Genomic DNA, 17086 nt, shown 5'->3' with positions numbered 1-17086 from the left:
AGGATGATCCTACCGGGCTCGTCATCCGGTGACCTTGAAGTCCTTCCGCGCGACCTCCGTGGCCGTCTGACCGTCGATCCGGAACAGCCGCAGGATGTGGTCGCCCGCCGGCAGCACCCCGTCGATCGAGCCCGACTTGAGGCAGCCGGACAGGTCGGTGAGGCCCGTGATGGGCGGCACGTCGGAGTCGGTCTTCGTGACGGTCACCGTCTGGGCCGCGTCGAGCGTGAGCTCCGCGGCCCCGACGGTGAGCGCGTACTTGCCCTCGGGGCCGGTGGCCGCCCAGTACACCTTGGCGCCCGTGGCCATCCGGTCGCCGAGCGTCGTCAGGGACGGCTTGGCGCAGTCGGCGGCCGGCTTCCACGTGTTGCTCTTGCGCGGGGTCAGGAACATCGCCCCGACCAGCACGACGAAGACCCCGAGGAAGACGGCGTACTTGGGTCGTTTCAGGTATTTGGGGATCATGATGTCTTGATCGACCTGAGCAGCACCGTTGCCACGTCCACGACCTCCACCGACTCGGGGGCGTCGCCGGAGGCCTTCTTTCCGGTCACGCCGTCGCCGAGCATAGTGAAGCAGAAGGGGCAACCGACAGCGATGGTCTGCGCCCCGGTGGTCAGGGCCTCCTCGACGCGTTCGATGTTGATGCGCTTGCCGATGGTCTCTTCCATGTACATCCGCGCGCCGCCGGCGCCGCAGCAGAAGGACCGCTCGGTGTTGCGCGGCATCTCGGTGAGCTCGCCGGCCCCGAGCGCGGCACCCAGCACCTCGCGGGGCGGGCTGTAGACCTTGTTGTGCCGGCCCAGGTAGCACGGGTCGTGGTAGGTCAGGCCGCCCTCGATCGGCACGACCGGCTTGAGCTTGCCGGTGGCGACGAGGTGGCTGAGCAACTCGGTGTGGTGCACGACCTCGAACCGGCCGCCGAACTCCGGGTACTCGTTGCCGATGGTGTTGAAGCAGTGCGGGCAGGTGGCGACGATCTTCTTGACCCCGGCCTCGGTCAGGGTCTCGACGTTCTGCTGGGCGAGCATCTGGAACAGGAACTCGTTGCCGATCCGGCGGGCCGGGTCACCGGTGCAGCCCTCGCCGTTGCCGAGGATCGCGTAGGAGACGCCGGCCTCGTGCAGCAGGGTCGCGACGGCCCGGGTGGTCTTCTTGGCCTTGTCCTCCAGGGCACCGGCGCAACCGACCCAGAACAGGTACTCGAACTCGGTCTCCCCGTCGACCCGGGGCACCTCGAAGTCGAGGCCCTTCGTCCAGTCCTCGCGGGAGTTGGGGTTCGCGCCCCACGGGTTGCCCTTGCTCTCCAGGTTCTTCAGCATGACGCCGGCCTCGCTGGGGAAGCTGGACTCGATCATCACCTGGTACCGCCGCATGTCGACGATGTGGTCCACGTGTTCGATGTCGACGGGGCACTGCTCGACGCACGCGCCGCACGTGGTGCACGACCACAGCACGTCGGGGTCGATGATGCCGCCCTCCTCCTCGGTGCCGACCAGCGGGCGGCCGGCCTCCTTGAGCGAGGCGGCCAGGCCGAGGGCGTCGATCTTCGAGTGGTCGTCGGGGCTGCCGGCGAGGAGGTAGGGCGCCTTGGCGTACGCGTGGTCGCGCAGGGAGGTGATCAGCAGCTTCGGGGACAGCGGCTTACCGGTGTTCCACGCGGGGCACTGCGACTGGCAGCGCCCGCACTCGGTGCAGGTACTGAAGTCGAGCAGGCCCTTCCAGCTGAACTCCTCGATCTTGGAGACGCCGAACAGGTCCTTGTCCGGGTCGGCCTCCTCGAAGTCGAGCGGCTTGCCGTCGGACATGACGGGCTTGAGCGCGCCGAGGGCGGTGCGCCCGTCGGCCTCCCGCTTGAAGAAGATGTTGAAGAACGCGGCGAACCGGTGCCAGGCGACGCCCATCGTGAGCTTCTGCGAGATCACGATGAAGAACAGCCAGGAGATGATGATCTTGATCAGGGCGACGATCGTGACGGCGGTCAGCGCGCCCTTGGCGGGCAGCAGCGCGCCGATCCCGTGCGAGATCGGGGCGGACCACACCGGGTACTCGAAGTGGCCGGCCGCGTCCTTGAAGCCCCGGATCAGGAAGATGCACACGCCGATGGCGGTGATGGTGAACTCGACGTAGTAGGCCTGGCCCATCGCCGAGCCCCGGAACCGCGACTGCGGCCGGCGCCGGTGCACCTGGCGGATCACGATCAGGGTCACGATGCTGACCAGGAGCGCGGCCGCGATGAACTCGATGAACAGCCCGTAGGGCGCCCAGCCGCCGATCAGCGGCAGCTCGAACTCGGGGTCCACGACCTCGCCGAACGCCTCGGCCAGGGTGAGCGCCAGGGTGCCGAAGCCGATGAACACGAACCAGTGCGCGATGCCGACCGTGGTCCACTTCAGCATCCGGGTGTGCCCGAGGGTCTCCTTCAGCATGTTCACGAGCCGTTGGGCGAGCGGCTTCGACCGCGTCGGGTCGGGCTGGCCGAGTTTGATGATCTTCACCATCGACCCGACAGACCGGGCAAACAGAGCAATTGCCACCACGGTCACCAGGACCGCCACGACCGTGGCCACGATCTGCGTGACTCCCATGTGCTGCTCACCCTCCGCGCGACTTATTACCCGCGAGTAATATTAGCCATCCCGGAGTCACCGTACCCGTCTGCGGCCTGCAAATTCCTGCGGACGCCCCGGGCGGTCACCGTCACCCCCGCTGACCTGGGCCGTTGACCAACACGTGGATCAATTCTCCCGTACGGTGCTACCGGCTGCCGCCGAGTCCGGCATCCGCAGCATCGTCCTCACCATGCACATGCCTGTCTTCCGGCGCTGCATCGACCACGACGACACGGTTTTCCTGGTTACCGGGTGCCAGCGGCCGGAGGTGTCCCTGACCAGGGAGTACCTGCTGCTCCTGACCCGTCAGCGGCTCGTCGTCACCCGCCAGTCCCGCCTGACCGGAAAGGTCCAGCTGCACCTGGACACCCCGCTGTCGGACCTCGACGACGTGGTCTGGCGGACCAACGAACGCCAGTCGGCGGTCGAGTTCGCGGCCACGACGGGCGACACGCGGCACCGGTTCTTCATCAACCGGGGTCGCTCCCGACAGCTCTGGCGGGTGAATGCCCAGTTCAGCGGGCTCTTCGCTCCGGTGCCAATTACGGTTTAACCCGACTCGCACAGTGGCGTTACAGGATCTGGCTTCTGATCAGGCACGATGTGCCAATGGGTACCGACACGCCTGGAAAAGGACTCGTGCTCGTCGTTGACGACGAGCGACCGATCGCTGACCTGGTGCGGTTGTACCTGACCCGGGAAGGCTTCGGAGTCCACACCGAGTACGACGGCGAGTCCGCCCTGGCTGCGGCCCGCCGGATGCGCCCGATCGCGATCGTTCTCGACATCGGCCTGCCCGGCATCGACGGCCTGGAGATCTGCCGCCGCCTGCGCGAGGAGGGCGACTGGACCCCGGTCCTGTTCCTCACCGCGCGCGACGACGAGGTCGACAGGGTGGTCGGTCTCGAGCTGGGCGGCGACGACTACATCACCAAACCGTTCAGCCCCCGGGAGCTGGTGGCCCGGATCCGTACCGTGCTGCGCCGCACCGAGGGTCCGCCGAGCGCCGACAAGATCCGCCAGGTCGGCGGGGTGCGGCTCGACAACGAACAACGCCGGGTCTACTCGGCGGGGGTCGAGATCGCGCTGACCCCGACCGAGTTCGAGTTACTGGCCCGGCTGATGAGCCGGCCCGGCCGGGTGTTCAGCCGGGAGGAGCTGCTGGCCTCCGTATGGGGGTACGCGGCGCTGGCCGGCACCCGCACCGTCGACGTACACGTCGCCCAGGTCCGCGGCAAGCTCGGTGACGCGAGCCCGATCCGCACGGTCCGGGGCGTGGGTTACTCGGTCGAGGGTGGCGCGGAGAGCACCGAGCCGTGACACTCCGCAGTTCCGGCCTGACCGCGCGGGCGATGCTCGTCACCTGCACGGTCGCCATCATCGCCGTGGTCGTCACGGCACTGGTGGCGCTCCCGCTCGGCCTGCGGGCCGCGCAGAGTGAGGCCCGGGGCAAGCTGGAGTCGAAGACCGAGATCGCCACGGCGATGTTGGGTACGGCGCCGGGACAGCAGCAGCAACTGAACATCGTGCGGCGGTTGCGGGCGAGCCGGATCGACATCGTCCTGGTGCTCGACGGCAAGCCCGACCGGCCCGGCCTGCCGATCGACGTGATCCGCGACGTGAGCATCGGCAAGACCGTCGACTGCAAGATCGTCCTGTTCCAGGGCCGTCGGGTGATCGCCGACGGCCGGCCGTTGAACACCCCCGGCGACGCGATCGTCCTGTTGGAGCCGGCGATCTCCACCACGTCCAACGCGGTGTGGGGCCGGCTGTGGCTCGCCCTCGGCGCGGGCCTGCTGGCCGGGCTGGTCGCCGGGTTCATGCTGGCCAGGCGGCAGGCGAAACCGATCCGGGACGCGGCGGCGGCGGCCCGGCGGATGTCCGCGGGCGACCGGACGGTCCGACTACCGGTCGAACCGCCCGACGAGGTCGCCGACCTGGCCCGGGCGCTCAACGACCTCGCCGCCGCGCTGGCGACCAGCGAGGGCCGGCAACGCGACTTCCTGATGTCGGTCTCCCACGAGCTCAGAACACCTCTGACCACCATCCGGGGGTACGCGGAAGCGCTCTCCGACGGCGTGATCTCCGACGACGGCACCTTCGGGGCGGGCCGCACGATCCTCGCCGAGGCCGACCGGCTCGACCGGCTGGTGTCCGACCTGCTGTCCCTGGCCCGGTTGGAGGCCGCCGACTTCCCCGTGGAGCTGGTGGCCGTCGAGCTGGGCTCGCTGGTCCAGGCGACGGCGGAGGCCTGGCGGCCCCGGTGCCTGGAGGTGGGCCTCGACCTGCGGACGGAACTGCCCTCGGAACCGGTGCTCGTGAACACCGACCCGGGCCGGCTGCGCCAGGTGGTGGACATCCTGGTGTCCAACGCGGTGCGGGCGTTGCCGACGGGCGCGCCGCTGGTGCTGTCCGCGCGGTACGACGTGCTGGAGGTGCGCGACGGCGGCCCGGGGCTCGCGGACGAGGACCTGGCGGTGGCGTTCCACCAGGGGGTGCTGCACGAGAAGTACCGGGATGTGCGGCCGGTGGGGTCCGGGCTCGGGTTGGCGTTGGCGGCGCGCCTGATCAGCCGGATGGGCGCGAAGATCGAAGCGGGCCACGCCCCGGAGGGCGGAGCCCGCTTCACGATCCGGTTCTAGGTCAGGGAATCCGGGAGTATCAGTAGACCCGGGAGCCGATGAAGTCGTTGTAGTTGTAGCCCGCCGGGTTCGGGAAGTTCCGGGACTCGAAGGACCACTTCTGGCCGGTACCGCCGTTGCACGCCGCGAGCCGCGCCCACGATCCGTTGGCCGCCCCGTCGAACGCCACGCACAGGTCCGTCCGGCTGGCCGGGTGGATGCCGTTCGCGTCGAGGGTCCACTTCTGGTTCGCGCCGAGGTGGCAGTCCCACAGGATCAGCTTCGTACCGACCCCGAGGGTGCCGCCGGAGGCGTCCACGCACCGGTCGTGGTTCAGCTCGACGTGCAACGCCCTGGTGGCCGTGTCGTACCAGAAGCCCTGGTTGCGTCCGCCGTGACAGGGCCAGGCCAGGAGCTGGGTGTCGTAGCGGGCGTTGTAGCCCTCGGCGTCGAGGCACTGGCCGCCGACCCGCAGCTGCTTGAACTCGAACAGCCCCGGGAAGATCGCGCCGTGGTTGGTGTTGCCCGGGTCCACACAGGTCGCGGTCTGGAGCCCGGAGTTGTAGAACGCGCTCATGCACTCGGCGAACGCGCCGTGCCCGCTGGCGTTGGGGTGCGCGGACTGCCGGGCGGCGTTCTCGTCGAAGATGTTGCCGTTCTCGATGTAGATGCCCAGGGCCCAGGGGCTCTCGGTGCACACCTCGTGGCCGTGGAACAGCCGGCTGGCGTCGAGGTACATGACGCCGGTGTTCTGGGCGGCCTTCCGCTCGGCGGACTCGAAGATCGGCACGGCCTTGTTGCGCCCGAACGCGGCGTCGGCGAGGTAGATGGTGCAGCCGCCGGCGTACCAGCCGGGGAAGTTGGGGTTGTCCTCGACGTCGGGACTGATCGGACTCGGGTACCCCATGAGTGAGATCTTGTAGTCACTGGCCAGGTACCCGGCGTTGGTCATGGTCTGCTTGATGTCGTTGACCGCCCACTCGACCTGCTGCCGGGTGTGCTCGGCCCGGGCCTTCCACGCGTCGGTGTACGTCGGCCAGCACACGCCCTGGAAGAAGATCCGCCGCTTGGCGCAGTCGGTGGCGACCGGCCCGAACTCGATGTTGCCGGACCCGTTGGCCCCGACGACCACCCAGATCAGCTTGAGCTTGGTGTTGCGCGCCTTGATCGCGAGGTTCTCGCCCTGGTTGAGCTCCTGCCACTGGTGGGTGCCGCCGTAGACCAGGTCGGAGGGCTGGCCACCCGAGCAGGCCACGTTGTAGCGCACGTCGACCGGGATGGTCAGCCGCCAGACGGCCTGGTCCCTGGACCGGTCGCACCAGTTGCCGTCCTGGTGGGTCCCGGGCTCGTAGTTGCCCGCGCCCTCGCCGGAGATCTCGCTGTCGCCCATCGTGATCACGCCGGTCTTGCGCGAGTCGATGGGCTTGATGGCCGGGTTGCCGTACAGGCTGGTCGCCTCGGTGGCGCGCTGCGCCTCGAGATTCGCGGGGAGGGGTTGGATGTCCGGGCGGGTGTCCACTGCGGCCTGAGCAGGTGCGGCGAGTGCCGCGGCGGCCAGGAAGCCGACTGCGGTCGCAGCCAGGCGGGGCATGAGGCGCATCGACGAACTCCTCTCGATACGTGCGTGTTACCGCACGGTAATGCCCGAGGGGATGAATGTGAATACTTCTCAATATCGATGGCATGCGATGCGTTGATAACCCGCGAAAACCCTTATCCGGTACGAAAGATGAGTCGCACTCGACAAGTGTCCACCTCGTCCGTAAGCTGGTGGGTAGAGACGCCGTACCGCCTTCTTCCCCCGTGGAAGGCGGTACGGCGTCCCTTCTTTTCCCTACTTGTAGGTCCACCACATAGCCGTGCCGTCCCAGGCGTAGGTCCGGGATTCCTGGCCGCCCGTGTCGGTCTTCACCGTCACCACGATGGAGTTGCCGTCCACCCGCTGCGACGTGACATCGAGCACCCCGTCTTCGCCGCTGCCCACGACCGCCCTGGCGAACACCCCGTTCCCCGTGGCGGTCGAGATGATCGACGCGGCGAACACCCCGCGCATGACCGTCCCGTCCGTGCTGCGCCGAGTCACCACCATGAGCGCGTGGGTGACGTCACCAGGCTTGACGATGGCGAGCGGGGCCACCGTGTACTCGTAGGTCGCCAGCTTGTACGGCCGGGCGACGCTGTCCGTCACGACCGTGTCCGTGGCCGTGCCGTCGAAGAACGGCAGCGTGCTGCCCATGCAGCTCCCGTTGTGGCACTCGAAGCCGACCAGGAACATCTGCTGGAAGCGCAGATCCGTGTCCTTGATGGCCGCCGGGCCGGCGCTGAACCTCGTCGGACCCTCGACCTGCTTGAACGAGTCCTTGCCGTACCGGTAGACGCGCGGCTCGCTGCGGGTGTACGTCCCATTGGTCTGGTACTTGCCCAGCAGCCGCACCAGCACGTCCCGGTTGGAGACCTCGACGTCCTCCTCGTCGTACGCGTAGATCTCGCCCGGCGCCGCGGCGATCACGAAACCGAGGGTGCGCACCGTGCCGTCCGCCAACGGCTTCAGCGCCAGCAGTTGGACCGGGTGGAACGAACCCGGGCCCGAGCACCGCAGCCCCACGAGCACCTCGTCGCCCGGCTCGCCATCGAGCTCCGCGCGCTTCGGGGCATAGGCGTCGAGGGACAGGGAGTAGCTGCTGTCGTAACCGTCCTTCTTCGCGAAGACAACCGCCCCGCCTGTGAACGTGTACGACCCGGCCGGACAGAACCGGGTGATGTTCTCGCCGCCCGGCCACGCGGGCACGGTGATCTTCGCGTTGGCCAGGTCCGGGGCGAGGACGGACAGGCTCGGTTCCGCGGGCGGCGGGCCGGTCGGGCGGACCGGCGGGGTCGTCGTCGCCGGGGCCGTCGTGCCCGGTACCCCCGGAGGTGGGCCGTGCGGGTCGCCCTGGAGGGTCGCGTACGCCGCCACGGGCACGGCCATCACGGTCAGCGCGAACACCCCGAGGGCGATGTTGCGCACCTTGCGCTGGTGGCGCACCGTCGACCGCACCGCGTCCGTACCCGCCGGGGACACGTCGTGGATGCTCTCCGCCCGGAACGCGGCGAACGCGCCGTGCAGCTTCGTCTCCTGCTCGAAGTCCGACATCTAGTTCTCCTGCTCTGAGAGTTGGGCGGCCAGGGCGGTCCGGCCCCGGTGCAGCCACGACTTGACGGTGCCCTCGGCCGCGCCCAGGACGGTGGCGATCTCGGTGATCGGCATGTCCGCCAGGTAGTGCAGGACGACGGCGCCCCGTTGTTTCTCCGGCAGGGTGGCCAGGGCGGCGGCCAGGGCGACCCGGTCCGGGCTGGGCGCGGAGACGTGCTGCTCGCGGTGCCTGCGGAGGAAGTTCGCGGCGGTCCTGGCCCGGCGCCAGCGGCTCGTCGCCAGGTTCCAGGCGACCTTGCGGACCCAGGCGACCGGGTCGTCGTAGGTGGAGATCTGCTTCCACCGGCTGTACGCCCGGCAGAACGCCTCCTGCACGAGTTCCTGCGCCTGACCCATGTCGCCCGCGTACGCGTACAACTGGACGGTCAGGTTGTGGAAGTGCGCCGCGTACAACTCCTCGAAATCGCCCGTCCCCACGTCGGTGGGCGGCGCCGCTCGTACCATCATCTGCTCGCGTTCTCCCCGGTCAGGTCCTCGTGACGGCAGCAACACGTCCCACCCGGAGGGAAGGTTGCAGTCGACTACGGTGAGCCCATGGACGACATCGACCGGCGGATCGTAACCGCGCTCAGCGAGGATGCGCGGCAGTCGTATGCGGATATCGGCGTACTTGTCGCCCTGTCCGCGCCCGCCGTGAAGCGCCGGGTCGACCGGCTGCGGGCCACCGGCGTGATCAGGGGGTTCACGGCGATCGTCGACCCGGCGGCGCTGGGCTGGACCACCGAGTCGTTCGTGGAGCTGTTCTGCACGGGGCGGACCACGCCCGCGCAGCTCGCGGCGGCCGTGCGCCGGCACCCGGAGGTCGTCGAGGCCTACACGGTCTCCGGGGAGGCCGACGCGCTCGTGCACATCCGGGCGGCGGACATCGCGCACCTGGAGCAGGTGTTGGAGCGGCTGCGCGGGGAGCCGTTCGTCACCTCGTCGCGGTCGATGATCGTGCTGACGAGGTTGGTGGACTCGGTGTAGCGGGCGGCGGCGGAGCCGCCGCGTCCCGGGCGGAGCCCGGGACCGGGCCGGAACGGCCCGACCGCCCTGGTGCGCGCGCCGTTACAGGTACATCCCCGTGCGCTCCTCGCCCGTCGGCTTGTGCACCACGTCACCCTCGCCGAAGAACCGCTTCCCGCCGAACTCGCCGTGCAGCCGGTCGTCCAGCTCGTCGGCCAGGCCCATCATCACCTGCACGGCCAGCATGAGGTGCGTCGGCTGGAAGTCGCGGCCGAACACGGGGACGGAGGCCCAGACGGTCTTGTCCGTGCAGTACAGCCGGCCGATGGGCATCCGGCGGGTCAGCTGGGCGAGCCGCTCGTACAGCTTCGCGTCGGGGGCGACCTCGGTGAGGATCGGCGAGTACACGTCCACGACGGCCGGGTTCTCGTGCACCTTGACGAAGACCATGGCGGAACCGGCGCGGACCCCGATCTCGCCCTCCTCGTCCACCTCCAGCTTGTCCGGCTCGGTCTTGAGCAGGGCCGCCACGACGGTGCGCACCTTGTCGGCCAGCGGCAGCGCGGACGCCACCTCCATGGCCTGGGACAGCACGGCGTCCTGGCCGGCGGTCTCGACCTCCGGCAGGGTCGGCGCGGGCCGGGCGGTGGCCAGGGTCGCCGGGCCGGCGGGAGCCGCCTCGATCGCCTCGTTCAGCGGGCGGACCGTGTACGTGAGGAACGCGGGGTGCGGCGCGCCGTACACGTCGCGCATGGTGCGGCTGAGCAGGGCGGCGAGCTGCGGGCCCTCCTCGGCGGTCGCGTGCAGGCCGAAGTTGCCCTCCGAACCGTCGACGACGCCCGGGGGCGACCAGCCCAGTTCGATCATGTGGCCGACGGCGGTGCGGTCCAGCCGGTACCCCTCGGGGAGGTTGGCGTTTCCGACGGCGTAGCCGGCCATCTGCTTGTCGGCGCCGATGATGACGTTGATCTCGTAGATCGCCTCGCCGGTACCGGAGGCCGTCGGGTCCAGGGTGAGGTCCAGCCGCACGTCCGGGGGCAGGGTCGGCAGCGCCCGGGCCAGGGCCCGGGTGAAGTCCTGCCACGCTGCGGTGACCTTCGACTTGAGGTCCACGGTGTCGACATCGTCGTAGAGCATGGGCCCTACCCTAACGACTAGTCTCGGGGTCATGGCCAAGAAAGCTCCCCGGGATGATGTTGGCGACCGTGACCTGCGCGTCAGCGAGCCGAAACGGGTAGCCGCCGGAATACCGGGCGTGGTCGCGAGCCTGAAGGCCGCGGTCGGCGAGATGGGCGTCCGGCGCAGCGCGCTGACCCTGCTCAAGGTCAACCAGAAGTCCGGTTTCGACTGCCCCGGCTGCGCGTGGCCGGAAACCGCCGGGCACCGCACGCCCTTCGAGTTCTGCGAGAACGGGGCGAAGGCCGTCGCCGAGGAGGCGACCCTGCGCCGGGTGACCCCCGAGTTCTTCGCCACACATCCCGTCGCCGAGCTGGCGGAGAAGTCCGACTACTGGCTCGGGCAGCAGGGCCGGCTGACCCATCCGATGGTGCTGCGCCCCGGCGACACCCACTACCGGCCGATCTCCTGGCCGGACGCGTTCGCGCTGACCGCCTCGACGCTGCGCGGCCTGGACACCCCGGACGCCGCCGCCTTCTACACCTCGGGCCGGACCAGCAACGAGGCCGCGTTCCTCTACCAGCTGTTCGCGCGAGCCTTCGGTACGAACAACCTGCCCGACTGCTCGAACATGTGCCACGAGTCCTCGGGTACCGCGCTGAACGCCACCATCGGGATCGGCAAGGGCTCGGTGACCCTGGAGGACATCCAGCGGGCCTCGCTGATCGTCGTCGTCGGCCAGAACCCGGGCACGAACCATCCCCGGATGCTCACCGCGCTGGAGAACGCCAAGCGCGCCGGCGCGAAGATCATCGCGGTGAACCCGCTGCCCGAGGCCGGGCTGCTGGCGTTCAAGAACCCGCAGAAGGCCTCCGGGGTGGTGGGCTCGGGGACGACGCTGGCCGACCAGTACCTCCAGATCCGGGTCGGCGGCGACCTCGCGTTGTTCCAGGCGCTCGGCACGCTGCTGCTGCCGCACGCCGACCGGGAGTTCATCGCCGCGCACACCACGGGCTTCGACAGCTACGCCGCGAACGTCAGCGAGGTCGACTGGGCCGTCACCGAGGAGGCCACCGGGCTGACCCGGGCCGAGATCGAGGAGACGGCGGCCCTGTTCGCGGCCAGCGACGCGACGATCGTGTGCTGGGCGATGGGCCTCACCCAGCACCGGGACGCCGTGGCCACCATCCAGGAGGTCGTCAACGTCCAGCTGCTGCGCGGCATGATCGGCAAGCCGGGCGCCGGCCTGTGCCCGGTCCGGGGCCACTCGAACGTGCAGGGCGACCGGACGATGGGCGTGTGGGAACGGGTGCCCGCCTGGGGTCCGGCGCTCGGCGCGGAATTCGGTTTCACGGTACCGGCGGCGACCGGCCACGACACCGTCGAGACCATCCGGGCCATGCGCGACGGGCAGGTCAGGGTGTTCGTGGGCATGGGCGGCAACTTCGCGGCGGCCACCCCCGACACGGCCGCCACCGAGGCCGCGCTGCGCACCTGCGAGCTGACCGTGCAGATCTCCACGAAGCTCAACCGGTCGCACACGGTCACCGGTCGGACGGCGCTGATCCTGCCCTGCCTGGGGCGCACCGAGGCCGACCCGGCCGGGTTCGTCACCGTCGAGGACTCGATGAGCTGCGTGCACGCCTCGCGGGGGTCACTCAAGCCCGCCTCGGAGACCCTGCTGTCCGAGGTGGCGATCGTCAGCCGGCTCGGGGCCGCGACCCTGGACGACACGATCCCGTGGGAGTCGTTCGAGCACGACTACGCGGCCGTCCGGGCCCGGATCGCCCGGGTCGTGCCCGGCTTCGCTGACTTCGAGAACCGGCTCGACGGGGCCGGGTTCACCCTGCCGCACCCGCCGCGCGACTCGCGGTCGTTCGACACGCCGGACGGGCGCGCCCGGTTCACGGTCAGCCCGTTGACCTCGATCGACGTGCCCGAGGGGCGGCTGCTGATGCAGACGTTGCGGAGCCACGACCAGTACAACACCACGATCTACGGGCTCGATGACCGGTACCGGGGGATCAAGGCCGGCCGTCGGGTGGTGTTCGCGCACGCCGAGGACCTGGCCGAACGGGGGCTCGCCGACGGGTCCATGGTGGACATCATCAGCGAGTGGCCGGACGGCGAGCGGCGGGCGGCGGGTTTCCGGGCCGTGGCCTACCCGACGGCGCGCGGCTGCGTCGCGACCTACTTCCCCGAGGCGAACGTGCTGGTTCCGCTGGACTCGGTGGCCGTGGGCTCGAACACGCCGACATCGAAGGCCGTGATCGTCCGACTGGAGCCCGCCGCCTAGCCGGTCAGCGGGTGGTCGGTCGCCTCACGCCTCGCCGGTCGGCGGCCCCACCGCCAGCCTGGTCAGCGGCTCCACGCCTGGCCGGTCGGCCACCCCACCTGGGCCGGCTACGATCGGCCGGTCAGCACGTGTGCCCCTAGCCTGTCACCCGCAGTTAGGCTAGCCTGGCCTTCCGTCGACCCAGGAAGGGCTGTGAGGTGACGACCACGCGGCAACCCGAGAGCCTCGCCTCGCTGCTCGGCGGCCGGGGCGGCGCGATCGACGCCACGATGCCGCCCGTCGCGTTCGGGGCCGGCTGGCTGCTCGGCGGGCAGTCCATCTGGATCGGGGCCGCCGCCGCGCTCGTCGTCTCGGTACTGATCGGCGGCTGGCGACTCCGCCAGGGCGCCAAGCCCCGCGCGGTACTCGTCGGCGCCCTCGCGGTGTGCGTGTCCGCCCTCGTCGCGCTGTACACGGGCCGGGCCTCCGACTTCTTCCTGATCCAGATCTTCACCAACGCCGCCAGCGCGCTCGGCTGGGTGGTCAGCATCGTGGTGCGCTGGCCGTTCCTGGGGCTGATCGTCGGCGCGGTGCTCGGGCAGAAGACGAAATGGCGACGCGACCCGGCCCTGCTCCGGGCGTACTCGCGGGCGAGCTGGGTCTGGGTCGCGCAGTACCTGATCAGGCTCGCGGTCTTCGTGCCGCTGTGGGCCGCCAACCAGGTCGTCGCGCTGACCACCGCCCGGGTGGCGCTGACCTGGCCCCTGGTCGCGGCATGCCTGGCCGTGAGCTGGTGGGTGCTCCGCCGCTCGCTCCCCGCCGACCATCCCGGGCTAAGACTGGAGAAGGACCATGACGAACCCGTTCAGCCCTGACGTGGTGGCCGCCGTCGCGCGGCACATGAACGACGACCACGCCGCCGATTCCGTGCTGATCGTGCGGGCGTTCGGTGGGGTGCCGGCCGCTGTGGCGGTGCGGATGACCGGGCTCGACGGGGACGGGATGGACTTCGAGGTGACCTCGGCGCCCTCCGCAGCGGGCGGCCGTGAGGCGGCTTCCAAGGCCGCACCCGAGGCGGCGGGCAGGACTGCGGCTGCCGTCCATGCCCCCGCAGTCGTGCGGGTGCCCTGGTCACGGGCCCTCACCAAGCGGGCGGAGATCCGGGCCGAGGTGACCCGGATGTACCACGAGGCCCGGGAGAAGCTGGGCCTTCCGGACGTTCGGGACGCGGCACACTCGTAGCCCCATCTTTCCGACTAGACGTAGGGATTTTGCCTACATCTTGTCGGCAAATCCTTGACACGGGCTGAGCGGGCACCCAACACTTAGGGCACCCTCACCTGCAAGGAGCCCGTCATGTTCTCCGCCGATCTGCGCGCCGCCACCTGGTCCGAGCACCAGAACGCCGAGAGCACGGCCTACCTGGACGCCCTGATGCGCGGCCAGCTCACCCTGGGCCAGTACGGCGACATGGTCGCCCAGCACTACTTCGCCTACGTGGTACTCGAAGAGGCCGCCCGCACGATGCGCACCGACCCGGTCGGCGCCCCGTTCGCGGTGCCCGAGCTGGACCGGGTGCCCGCCCTCGAAGCCGACCTCAACTACCTCTACGGCGCGACCTGGGCCGAGCGGATCACCCCGAACGCGGCCACCGTCCGGTACTGCGCCCGCCTCCGCGAGGTGTGCTTCGACTGGCCGGGCGGGTTCGTGGCCCACCACTACACCCGCTACCTCGGCGACCTGTCCGGCGGCCAGTTCATCCGCAAGTCCGTCGCCCGGATCTACGGCCTCACCGACCACGGCGTCGCGTTCTACGACTTCCCCGAGCTGGGCGACCTCCAGGCGTTCAAGGCGCGCTACCGGGAGGCGCTGGACTCCGCGCCCTGGTCGGGCGAGGAGCAGGGCCGGATCGTCGCGGAGACCCTGGTGGCGTACCAGCTGAACACCGAGGTGCTGGCCGACCTGGGGTCGGGGCTCGGTTCGGCGCGGGCCGCATAGCTCCCGCAGCTCAGGCCGGCGCTGCGCGGGCCCGCGGCGTGGGTCTGAGCTGCGGGTCGGGTCCGGTTGGTGCCGCCGCCCGGCCTCGGCTCTCGCGGGCTGGTGCCCGCCGCCGCGACCCGGCTCCGGTTCGGGTCGCCGTTGTCTCAGGAGGCGCGCAGCCTGCGTTCCGCCTCCGCGAGCTGCTCCGGCGTGTCGCAGTCGAACCACGGCTCGGCCGGGTCGGTCAGCTCCGCGATCCGCAGCCCGGCGACCAGCTTCCGCAACGGCATCCCGTCCGGGTCGGCCGTCGCCAGGCGGTCCCGGAGGGCCCCGACGCGCCACAGGCCGCAGAGGAGCTGCCGGCGGCCGTCGCCGTCGACGTACAACGCGCCGTCGTGATCCGGGAGGGCTCCGGCGAGCGCGTCCAGGGCCCCGGTGGTCAGGAGTGGCAGGTCCGCCGCGAGCAGCGCGACCGCCCCGACCCCGGGGCCCACCAGGGGATCCGCCGAGTGCGGCTCGGCGGGACCCGGGCCGGCCACCCCCAGCGCCCGCAGGCCCGCCGCGAGCGCCGCCACCGGGCCGCCCTGCTGCTCGGGGCCGACCACGACGACCCGCGTGGCGTGCGCGCAGGCCGCCGTCACCCGGTCGAGCAGGGACGTCCCGCCGACCGTCACAGCAGGTTTGTCCCGCCCGCCCAGTCGCCGGGCCGATCCGCCGGCCAGGATGACCGCCGCGTAGGTGGTGCGCATGGGTACCAGTAAACCCGGCTAGGTGTTCATGATCGCGAGGTACCACTCGCCGGTGAAGTTTTCGGGTTCGACGGTCACCGTGACCTCCTGCCCGACGGTCGGGGTCTTGGCTGAGGACAGGTGGATGCTCCTCGCGCCGCCGTCGTAGGCCCACCACGCCATGGAGTGCTCCACCCCGTTGAAGGTGATCCGTAGCCGGCCGGGCGTCTGTGACCACCCCACGAGCGGCGCCGCCACCAGTTTCGGCTCCTGTTTCGCGGGCCAGCGGAACGTCACCGTGCGCGGCCCGGTGCCGGACAGCACCTGGGCATCCGGGGCGGGGACGGGCAGCGCCTTCAGCTCCGACGGGCGGGCCGGGAACGGGTAGTCGGCGAAGGACACGGCCTCGCCGACCTCCATGAGAAACCGGCCGGCGGTCGGGGTCGGGCCGCCGTCGAACCCGCTGACGGTGACCACCACGGTGACCGGGACACCCACCCGCAGTTTGTAGCGCTGGCCGAGCGAGATTGTGTTGGCGAAGGAACTGGTGTCCCGGTTCTCGCAGCTCACGCCACCGGTCCGCTCGCCGTTGACCGTCGCGTCGAGGTAGCCAACGACGCCGGGCGTCTCGCTGGTGCACTTCGGGAGCAGCACCGCGTCGACCGTGGTCGGCGTCCAGACGAAGCTCGCGGTCCGGTCCTCGATCCGCCCGGCCACCCCGCCGACCCGACGGTAGCCTTCGTAGAACTCCGGCGTCCCGAAAGCCGTCGTCGGCCCGGACGTCACCGTCGGGGTCGGAGTCGGCAAGGCCGGGGGCAGGCTGTCGTTCCGGCTGCCCGGGACCAGCAGATACCCGAGCAGCACCGCCACCACCACCGCGCCGGCGGCCCCCACCACCGCGAGCCGGTTCCGGCGCCGCTGCCGGATCCGGTCGTGCACCCCGGCCAGCCGTTCGACCCCGACCGGCGGCTCCGCGTCCGGCATCGCGACCAGCGAAGGATCGACCCGCAACTTCGCCAACCCCTTTGCGGCGTACCCCTTCACCGCGCCCGCCGACACCCCCAACGCCTCGGCGATCTGCACCTCGGACAGGTCCTCGAAGTAGCGCAGCACCAGCACCGCCCGCTGCTGCCGGGGCAGCCGGTCCAGTGCCCGCCACACCTCGTCGCGCTCGTCGACGGCCGCCTGCGGGGAGGCCAGCACCCGTTCGGGCAGCATCGCCGTCGGCCGTTCCGCGTGCCACCTCCTGCGCCACCACGAGTTGTAGGTGTTGAGGAGCACCCGCCGGACATAGGGTTCCGGATCGTCGTCGATCCGCCGCCACGCCGACCAGGACCGGGCCAGCGCGGTCTGCACCAGGTCCTCGGCCTGGCCGTGGTCACGGGTCAGCAGGTACGCCAGCCGCACCAGCCTCGGCGACCGCGCCACCACGAACTCGTCAAACCCCATGCGACCTGCTCCTTCTCGTTGCGACACGAGTATGTACCGCCCGGTCGGCCAGCCCGGTTGTACGGAGCCCGAAACTTTTTCCACGCCCGGCTATGTGACGAGCGCCCACACCGCATAGGCGAACGAGGCGACGACGAACACGACCGCGGCGAACACACACCCGCCCT

16 protein-coding genes are annotated in these 17086 nt (G+C 70.5%); 8 read left to right on the top strand and 8 right to left on the bottom strand.

All coding sequences use genetic code 11. The annotated features are described in order from the left end of the window. Positions 1 to 21 precede the first annotated feature (21 nt). Positions 22 to 465 carry a hypothetical protein gene (locus PT931_RS01370; RefSeq protein WP_456243872.1) on the bottom strand — a complete coding sequence of 148 codons (444 nt, stop codon included), beginning with the start codon at positions 463 to 465 and terminating at the stop codon, positions 22 to 24. Beyond that, on the bottom strand, positions 462 to 2588 hold the full coding sequence (locus PT931_RS01365) for a (Fe-S)-binding protein (protein WP_456243871.1): 2127 nt from the start codon (positions 2586 to 2588) through the stop codon (positions 462 to 464). Before PT931_RS01365 ends, PT931_RS01370 begins: the two co-directional genes overlap by 4 nt. A 214-nt stretch (positions 2589 to 2802) precedes the next feature. Here PT931_RS01365 and PT931_RS01360 point away from each other — a divergent pair, with 214 nt between their 5' ends. Genes PT931_RS01360 through PT931_RS01350 form a run of 3 tightly spaced genes read left to right on the top strand, consistent with a single transcriptional unit; the run spans position 2803 to position 5254 of the window. After that, entirely contained in the window at positions 2803 to 3165 is a 363-nt protein-coding gene (locus tag PT931_RS01360) for a hypothetical protein (protein WP_456243870.1), read from the top strand. A gap of 56 nt (positions 3166 to 3221) precedes the next feature. Continuing rightward, positions 3222 to 3932, top strand: coding sequence for a response regulator transcription factor (locus PT931_RS01355; RefSeq protein ID WP_363729182.1), 711 nt, complete (start codon positions 3222 to 3224; stop codon positions 3930 to 3932). Continuing rightward, the gene (locus PT931_RS01350; RefSeq protein WP_363729181.1) at positions 3929 to 5254 is read left to right on the top strand and encodes a sensor histidine kinase; all 1326 of its coding nucleotides are present in this window, start codon (positions 3929 to 3931) and stop codon (positions 5252 to 5254) included. The genes PT931_RS01355 and PT931_RS01350 overlap by 4 nt, the downstream gene beginning before the upstream one ends. Positions 5255 to 5273: 19 nt before the next feature. On the opposite strand, the gene PT931_RS01345 is transcribed toward PT931_RS01350, so the two are convergent. From PT931_RS01345 to PT931_RS01335, 3 genes are all read right to left on the bottom strand, one after another. Further along, complete coding sequence (locus PT931_RS01345; protein ID WP_456243869.1) at positions 5274 to 6833, bottom strand: ricin-type beta-trefoil lectin domain protein; 1560 nt, start codon at positions 6831 to 6833, stop codon at positions 5274 to 5276. Between the two features lie 234 nt (positions 6834 to 7067). Beyond that, entirely contained in the window at positions 7068 to 8366 is a 1299-nt protein-coding gene (locus tag PT931_RS01340; protein WP_456243868.1) for a hypothetical protein, read from the bottom strand. Further along, positions 8367 to 8873, bottom strand: coding sequence for a SigE family RNA polymerase sigma factor (locus PT931_RS01335; protein ID WP_456243867.1), 507 nt, complete (start codon positions 8871 to 8873; stop codon positions 8367 to 8369). A gap of 87 nt (positions 8874 to 8960) precedes the next feature. On the opposite strand from PT931_RS01335, the gene PT931_RS01330 reads away from it, so the two are divergent. Beyond that, positions 8961 to 9392: an Lrp/AsnC family transcriptional regulator gene (locus PT931_RS01330; RefSeq protein WP_456243866.1), complete on the top strand. Its 432-nt coding sequence runs from the start codon at positions 8961 to 8963 to the stop codon at positions 9390 to 9392. An 81-nt stretch (positions 9393 to 9473) separates the two neighbouring features. Here PT931_RS01330 and PT931_RS01325 read toward each other — a convergent pair whose 3' ends face one another. Beyond that, the gene (locus tag PT931_RS01325; RefSeq protein WP_456243865.1) at positions 9474 to 10508 is read right to left on the bottom strand and encodes a T3SS (YopN, CesT) and YbjN peptide-binding chaperone 1; all 1035 of its coding nucleotides are present in this window, start codon (positions 10506 to 10508) and stop codon (positions 9474 to 9476) included. Between the two features lie 31 nt (positions 10509 to 10539). Here PT931_RS01325 and PT931_RS01320 point away from each other — a divergent pair, with 31 nt between their 5' ends. The 4 genes from PT931_RS01320 (at position 10540) to PT931_RS01305 (ending at position 14760) form a co-directional block, all read left to right on the top strand. After that, entirely contained in the window at positions 10540 to 12783 is a 2244-nt protein-coding gene (locus PT931_RS01320; RefSeq protein ID WP_456243864.1) for an FdhF/YdeP family oxidoreductase, read from the top strand. A 197-nt stretch (positions 12784 to 12980) separates the two neighbouring features. Next, positions 12981 to 13637, top strand: coding sequence for a DUF3159 domain-containing protein (locus tag PT931_RS01315; protein ID WP_456243863.1), 657 nt, complete (start codon positions 12981 to 12983; stop codon positions 13635 to 13637). Further along, on the top strand, positions 13615 to 14004 hold the full coding sequence (locus tag PT931_RS01310) for a DUF2470 domain-containing protein (protein WP_456243862.1): 390 nt from the start codon (positions 13615 to 13617) through the stop codon (positions 14002 to 14004). Before PT931_RS01315 ends, PT931_RS01310 begins: the two co-directional genes overlap by 23 nt. 114 nt (positions 14005 to 14118) lie before the next feature. Next, positions 14119 to 14760, top strand: coding sequence for a biliverdin-producing heme oxygenase (locus tag PT931_RS01305; protein ID WP_456243861.1), 642 nt, complete (start codon positions 14119 to 14121; stop codon positions 14758 to 14760). A gap of 146 nt (positions 14761 to 14906) precedes the next feature. On the opposite strand, the gene mobA is transcribed toward PT931_RS01305, so the two are convergent. Then, positions 14907 to 15491 carry a molybdenum cofactor guanylyltransferase gene (gene mobA, locus PT931_RS01300; RefSeq protein ID WP_456243860.1) on the bottom strand — a complete coding sequence of 195 codons (585 nt, stop codon included), beginning with the start codon at positions 15489 to 15491 and terminating at the stop codon, positions 14907 to 14909. Between the two features lie 18 nt (positions 15492 to 15509). Further along, positions 15510 to 16919, bottom strand: a complete 1410-nt coding sequence (locus PT931_RS01295; RefSeq protein ID WP_456243859.1) for a SigE family RNA polymerase sigma factor — start codon at positions 16917 to 16919, stop codon at positions 15510 to 15512. Between the last annotated feature and the right edge of the window lie 167 nt (positions 16920 to 17086).

The organism is Longispora urticae, from assembly GCF_053902585.1.
This window is presented reverse-complemented; position numbering and strand designations above follow the sequence as displayed.

Bases quoted from the DNA above. Each gene is read 5' to 3' on its own strand.
- PT931_RS01370 (WP_456243872.1), bottom strand. From the start codon at position 465: ATGATCCCCAAATACCTGAAACGACCCAAGTACGCCGTCTTCCTCGGG.
- PT931_RS01365 (WP_456243871.1), bottom strand. From the start codon at position 2,588: ATGGGAGTCACGCAGATCGTGGCCACGGTCGTGGCGGTCCTGGTGACC.
- PT931_RS01360 (WP_456243870.1), top strand. From the start codon at position 2,803: ATGCACATGCCTGTCTTCCGGCGCTGCATCGACCACGACGACACGGTT.
- PT931_RS01355 (WP_363729182.1), top strand. From the start codon at position 3,222: ATGGGTACCGACACGCCTGGAAAAGGACTCGTGCTCGTCGTTGACGAC.
- PT931_RS01345 (WP_456243869.1), bottom strand. From the start codon at position 6,833: ATGCGCCTCATGCCCCGCCTGGCTGCGACCGCAGTCGGCTTCCTGGCC.
- PT931_RS01340 (WP_456243868.1), bottom strand. From the start codon at position 8,366: ATGTCGGACTTCGAGCAGGAGACGAAGCTGCACGGCGCGTTCGCCGCG.
- PT931_RS01335 (WP_456243867.1), bottom strand. From the start codon at position 8,873: ATGATGGTACGAGCGGCGCCGCCCACCGACGTGGGGACGGGCGATTTC.
- PT931_RS01330 (WP_456243866.1), top strand. From the start codon at position 8,961: ATGGACGACATCGACCGGCGGATCGTAACCGCGCTCAGCGAGGATGCG.
- PT931_RS01325 (WP_456243865.1), bottom strand. From the start codon at position 10,508: ATGCTCTACGACGATGTCGACACCGTGGACCTCAAGTCGAAGGTCACC.
- PT931_RS01320 (WP_456243864.1), top strand. From the start codon at position 10,540: ATGGCCAAGAAAGCTCCCCGGGATGATGTTGGCGACCGTGACCTGCGC.
- PT931_RS01310 (WP_456243862.1), top strand. From the start codon at position 13,615: ATGACGAACCCGTTCAGCCCTGACGTGGTGGCCGCCGTCGCGCGGCAC.
- PT931_RS01305 (WP_456243861.1), top strand. From the start codon at position 14,119: ATGTTCTCCGCCGATCTGCGCGCCGCCACCTGGTCCGAGCACCAGAAC.
- mobA (WP_456243860.1), bottom strand. From the start codon at position 15,491: ATGCGCACCACCTACGCGGCGGTCATCCTGGCCGGCGGATCGGCCCGG.
- PT931_RS01295 (WP_456243859.1), bottom strand. From the start codon at position 16,919: ATGGGGTTTGACGAGTTCGTGGTGGCGCGGTCGCCGAGGCTGGTGCGG.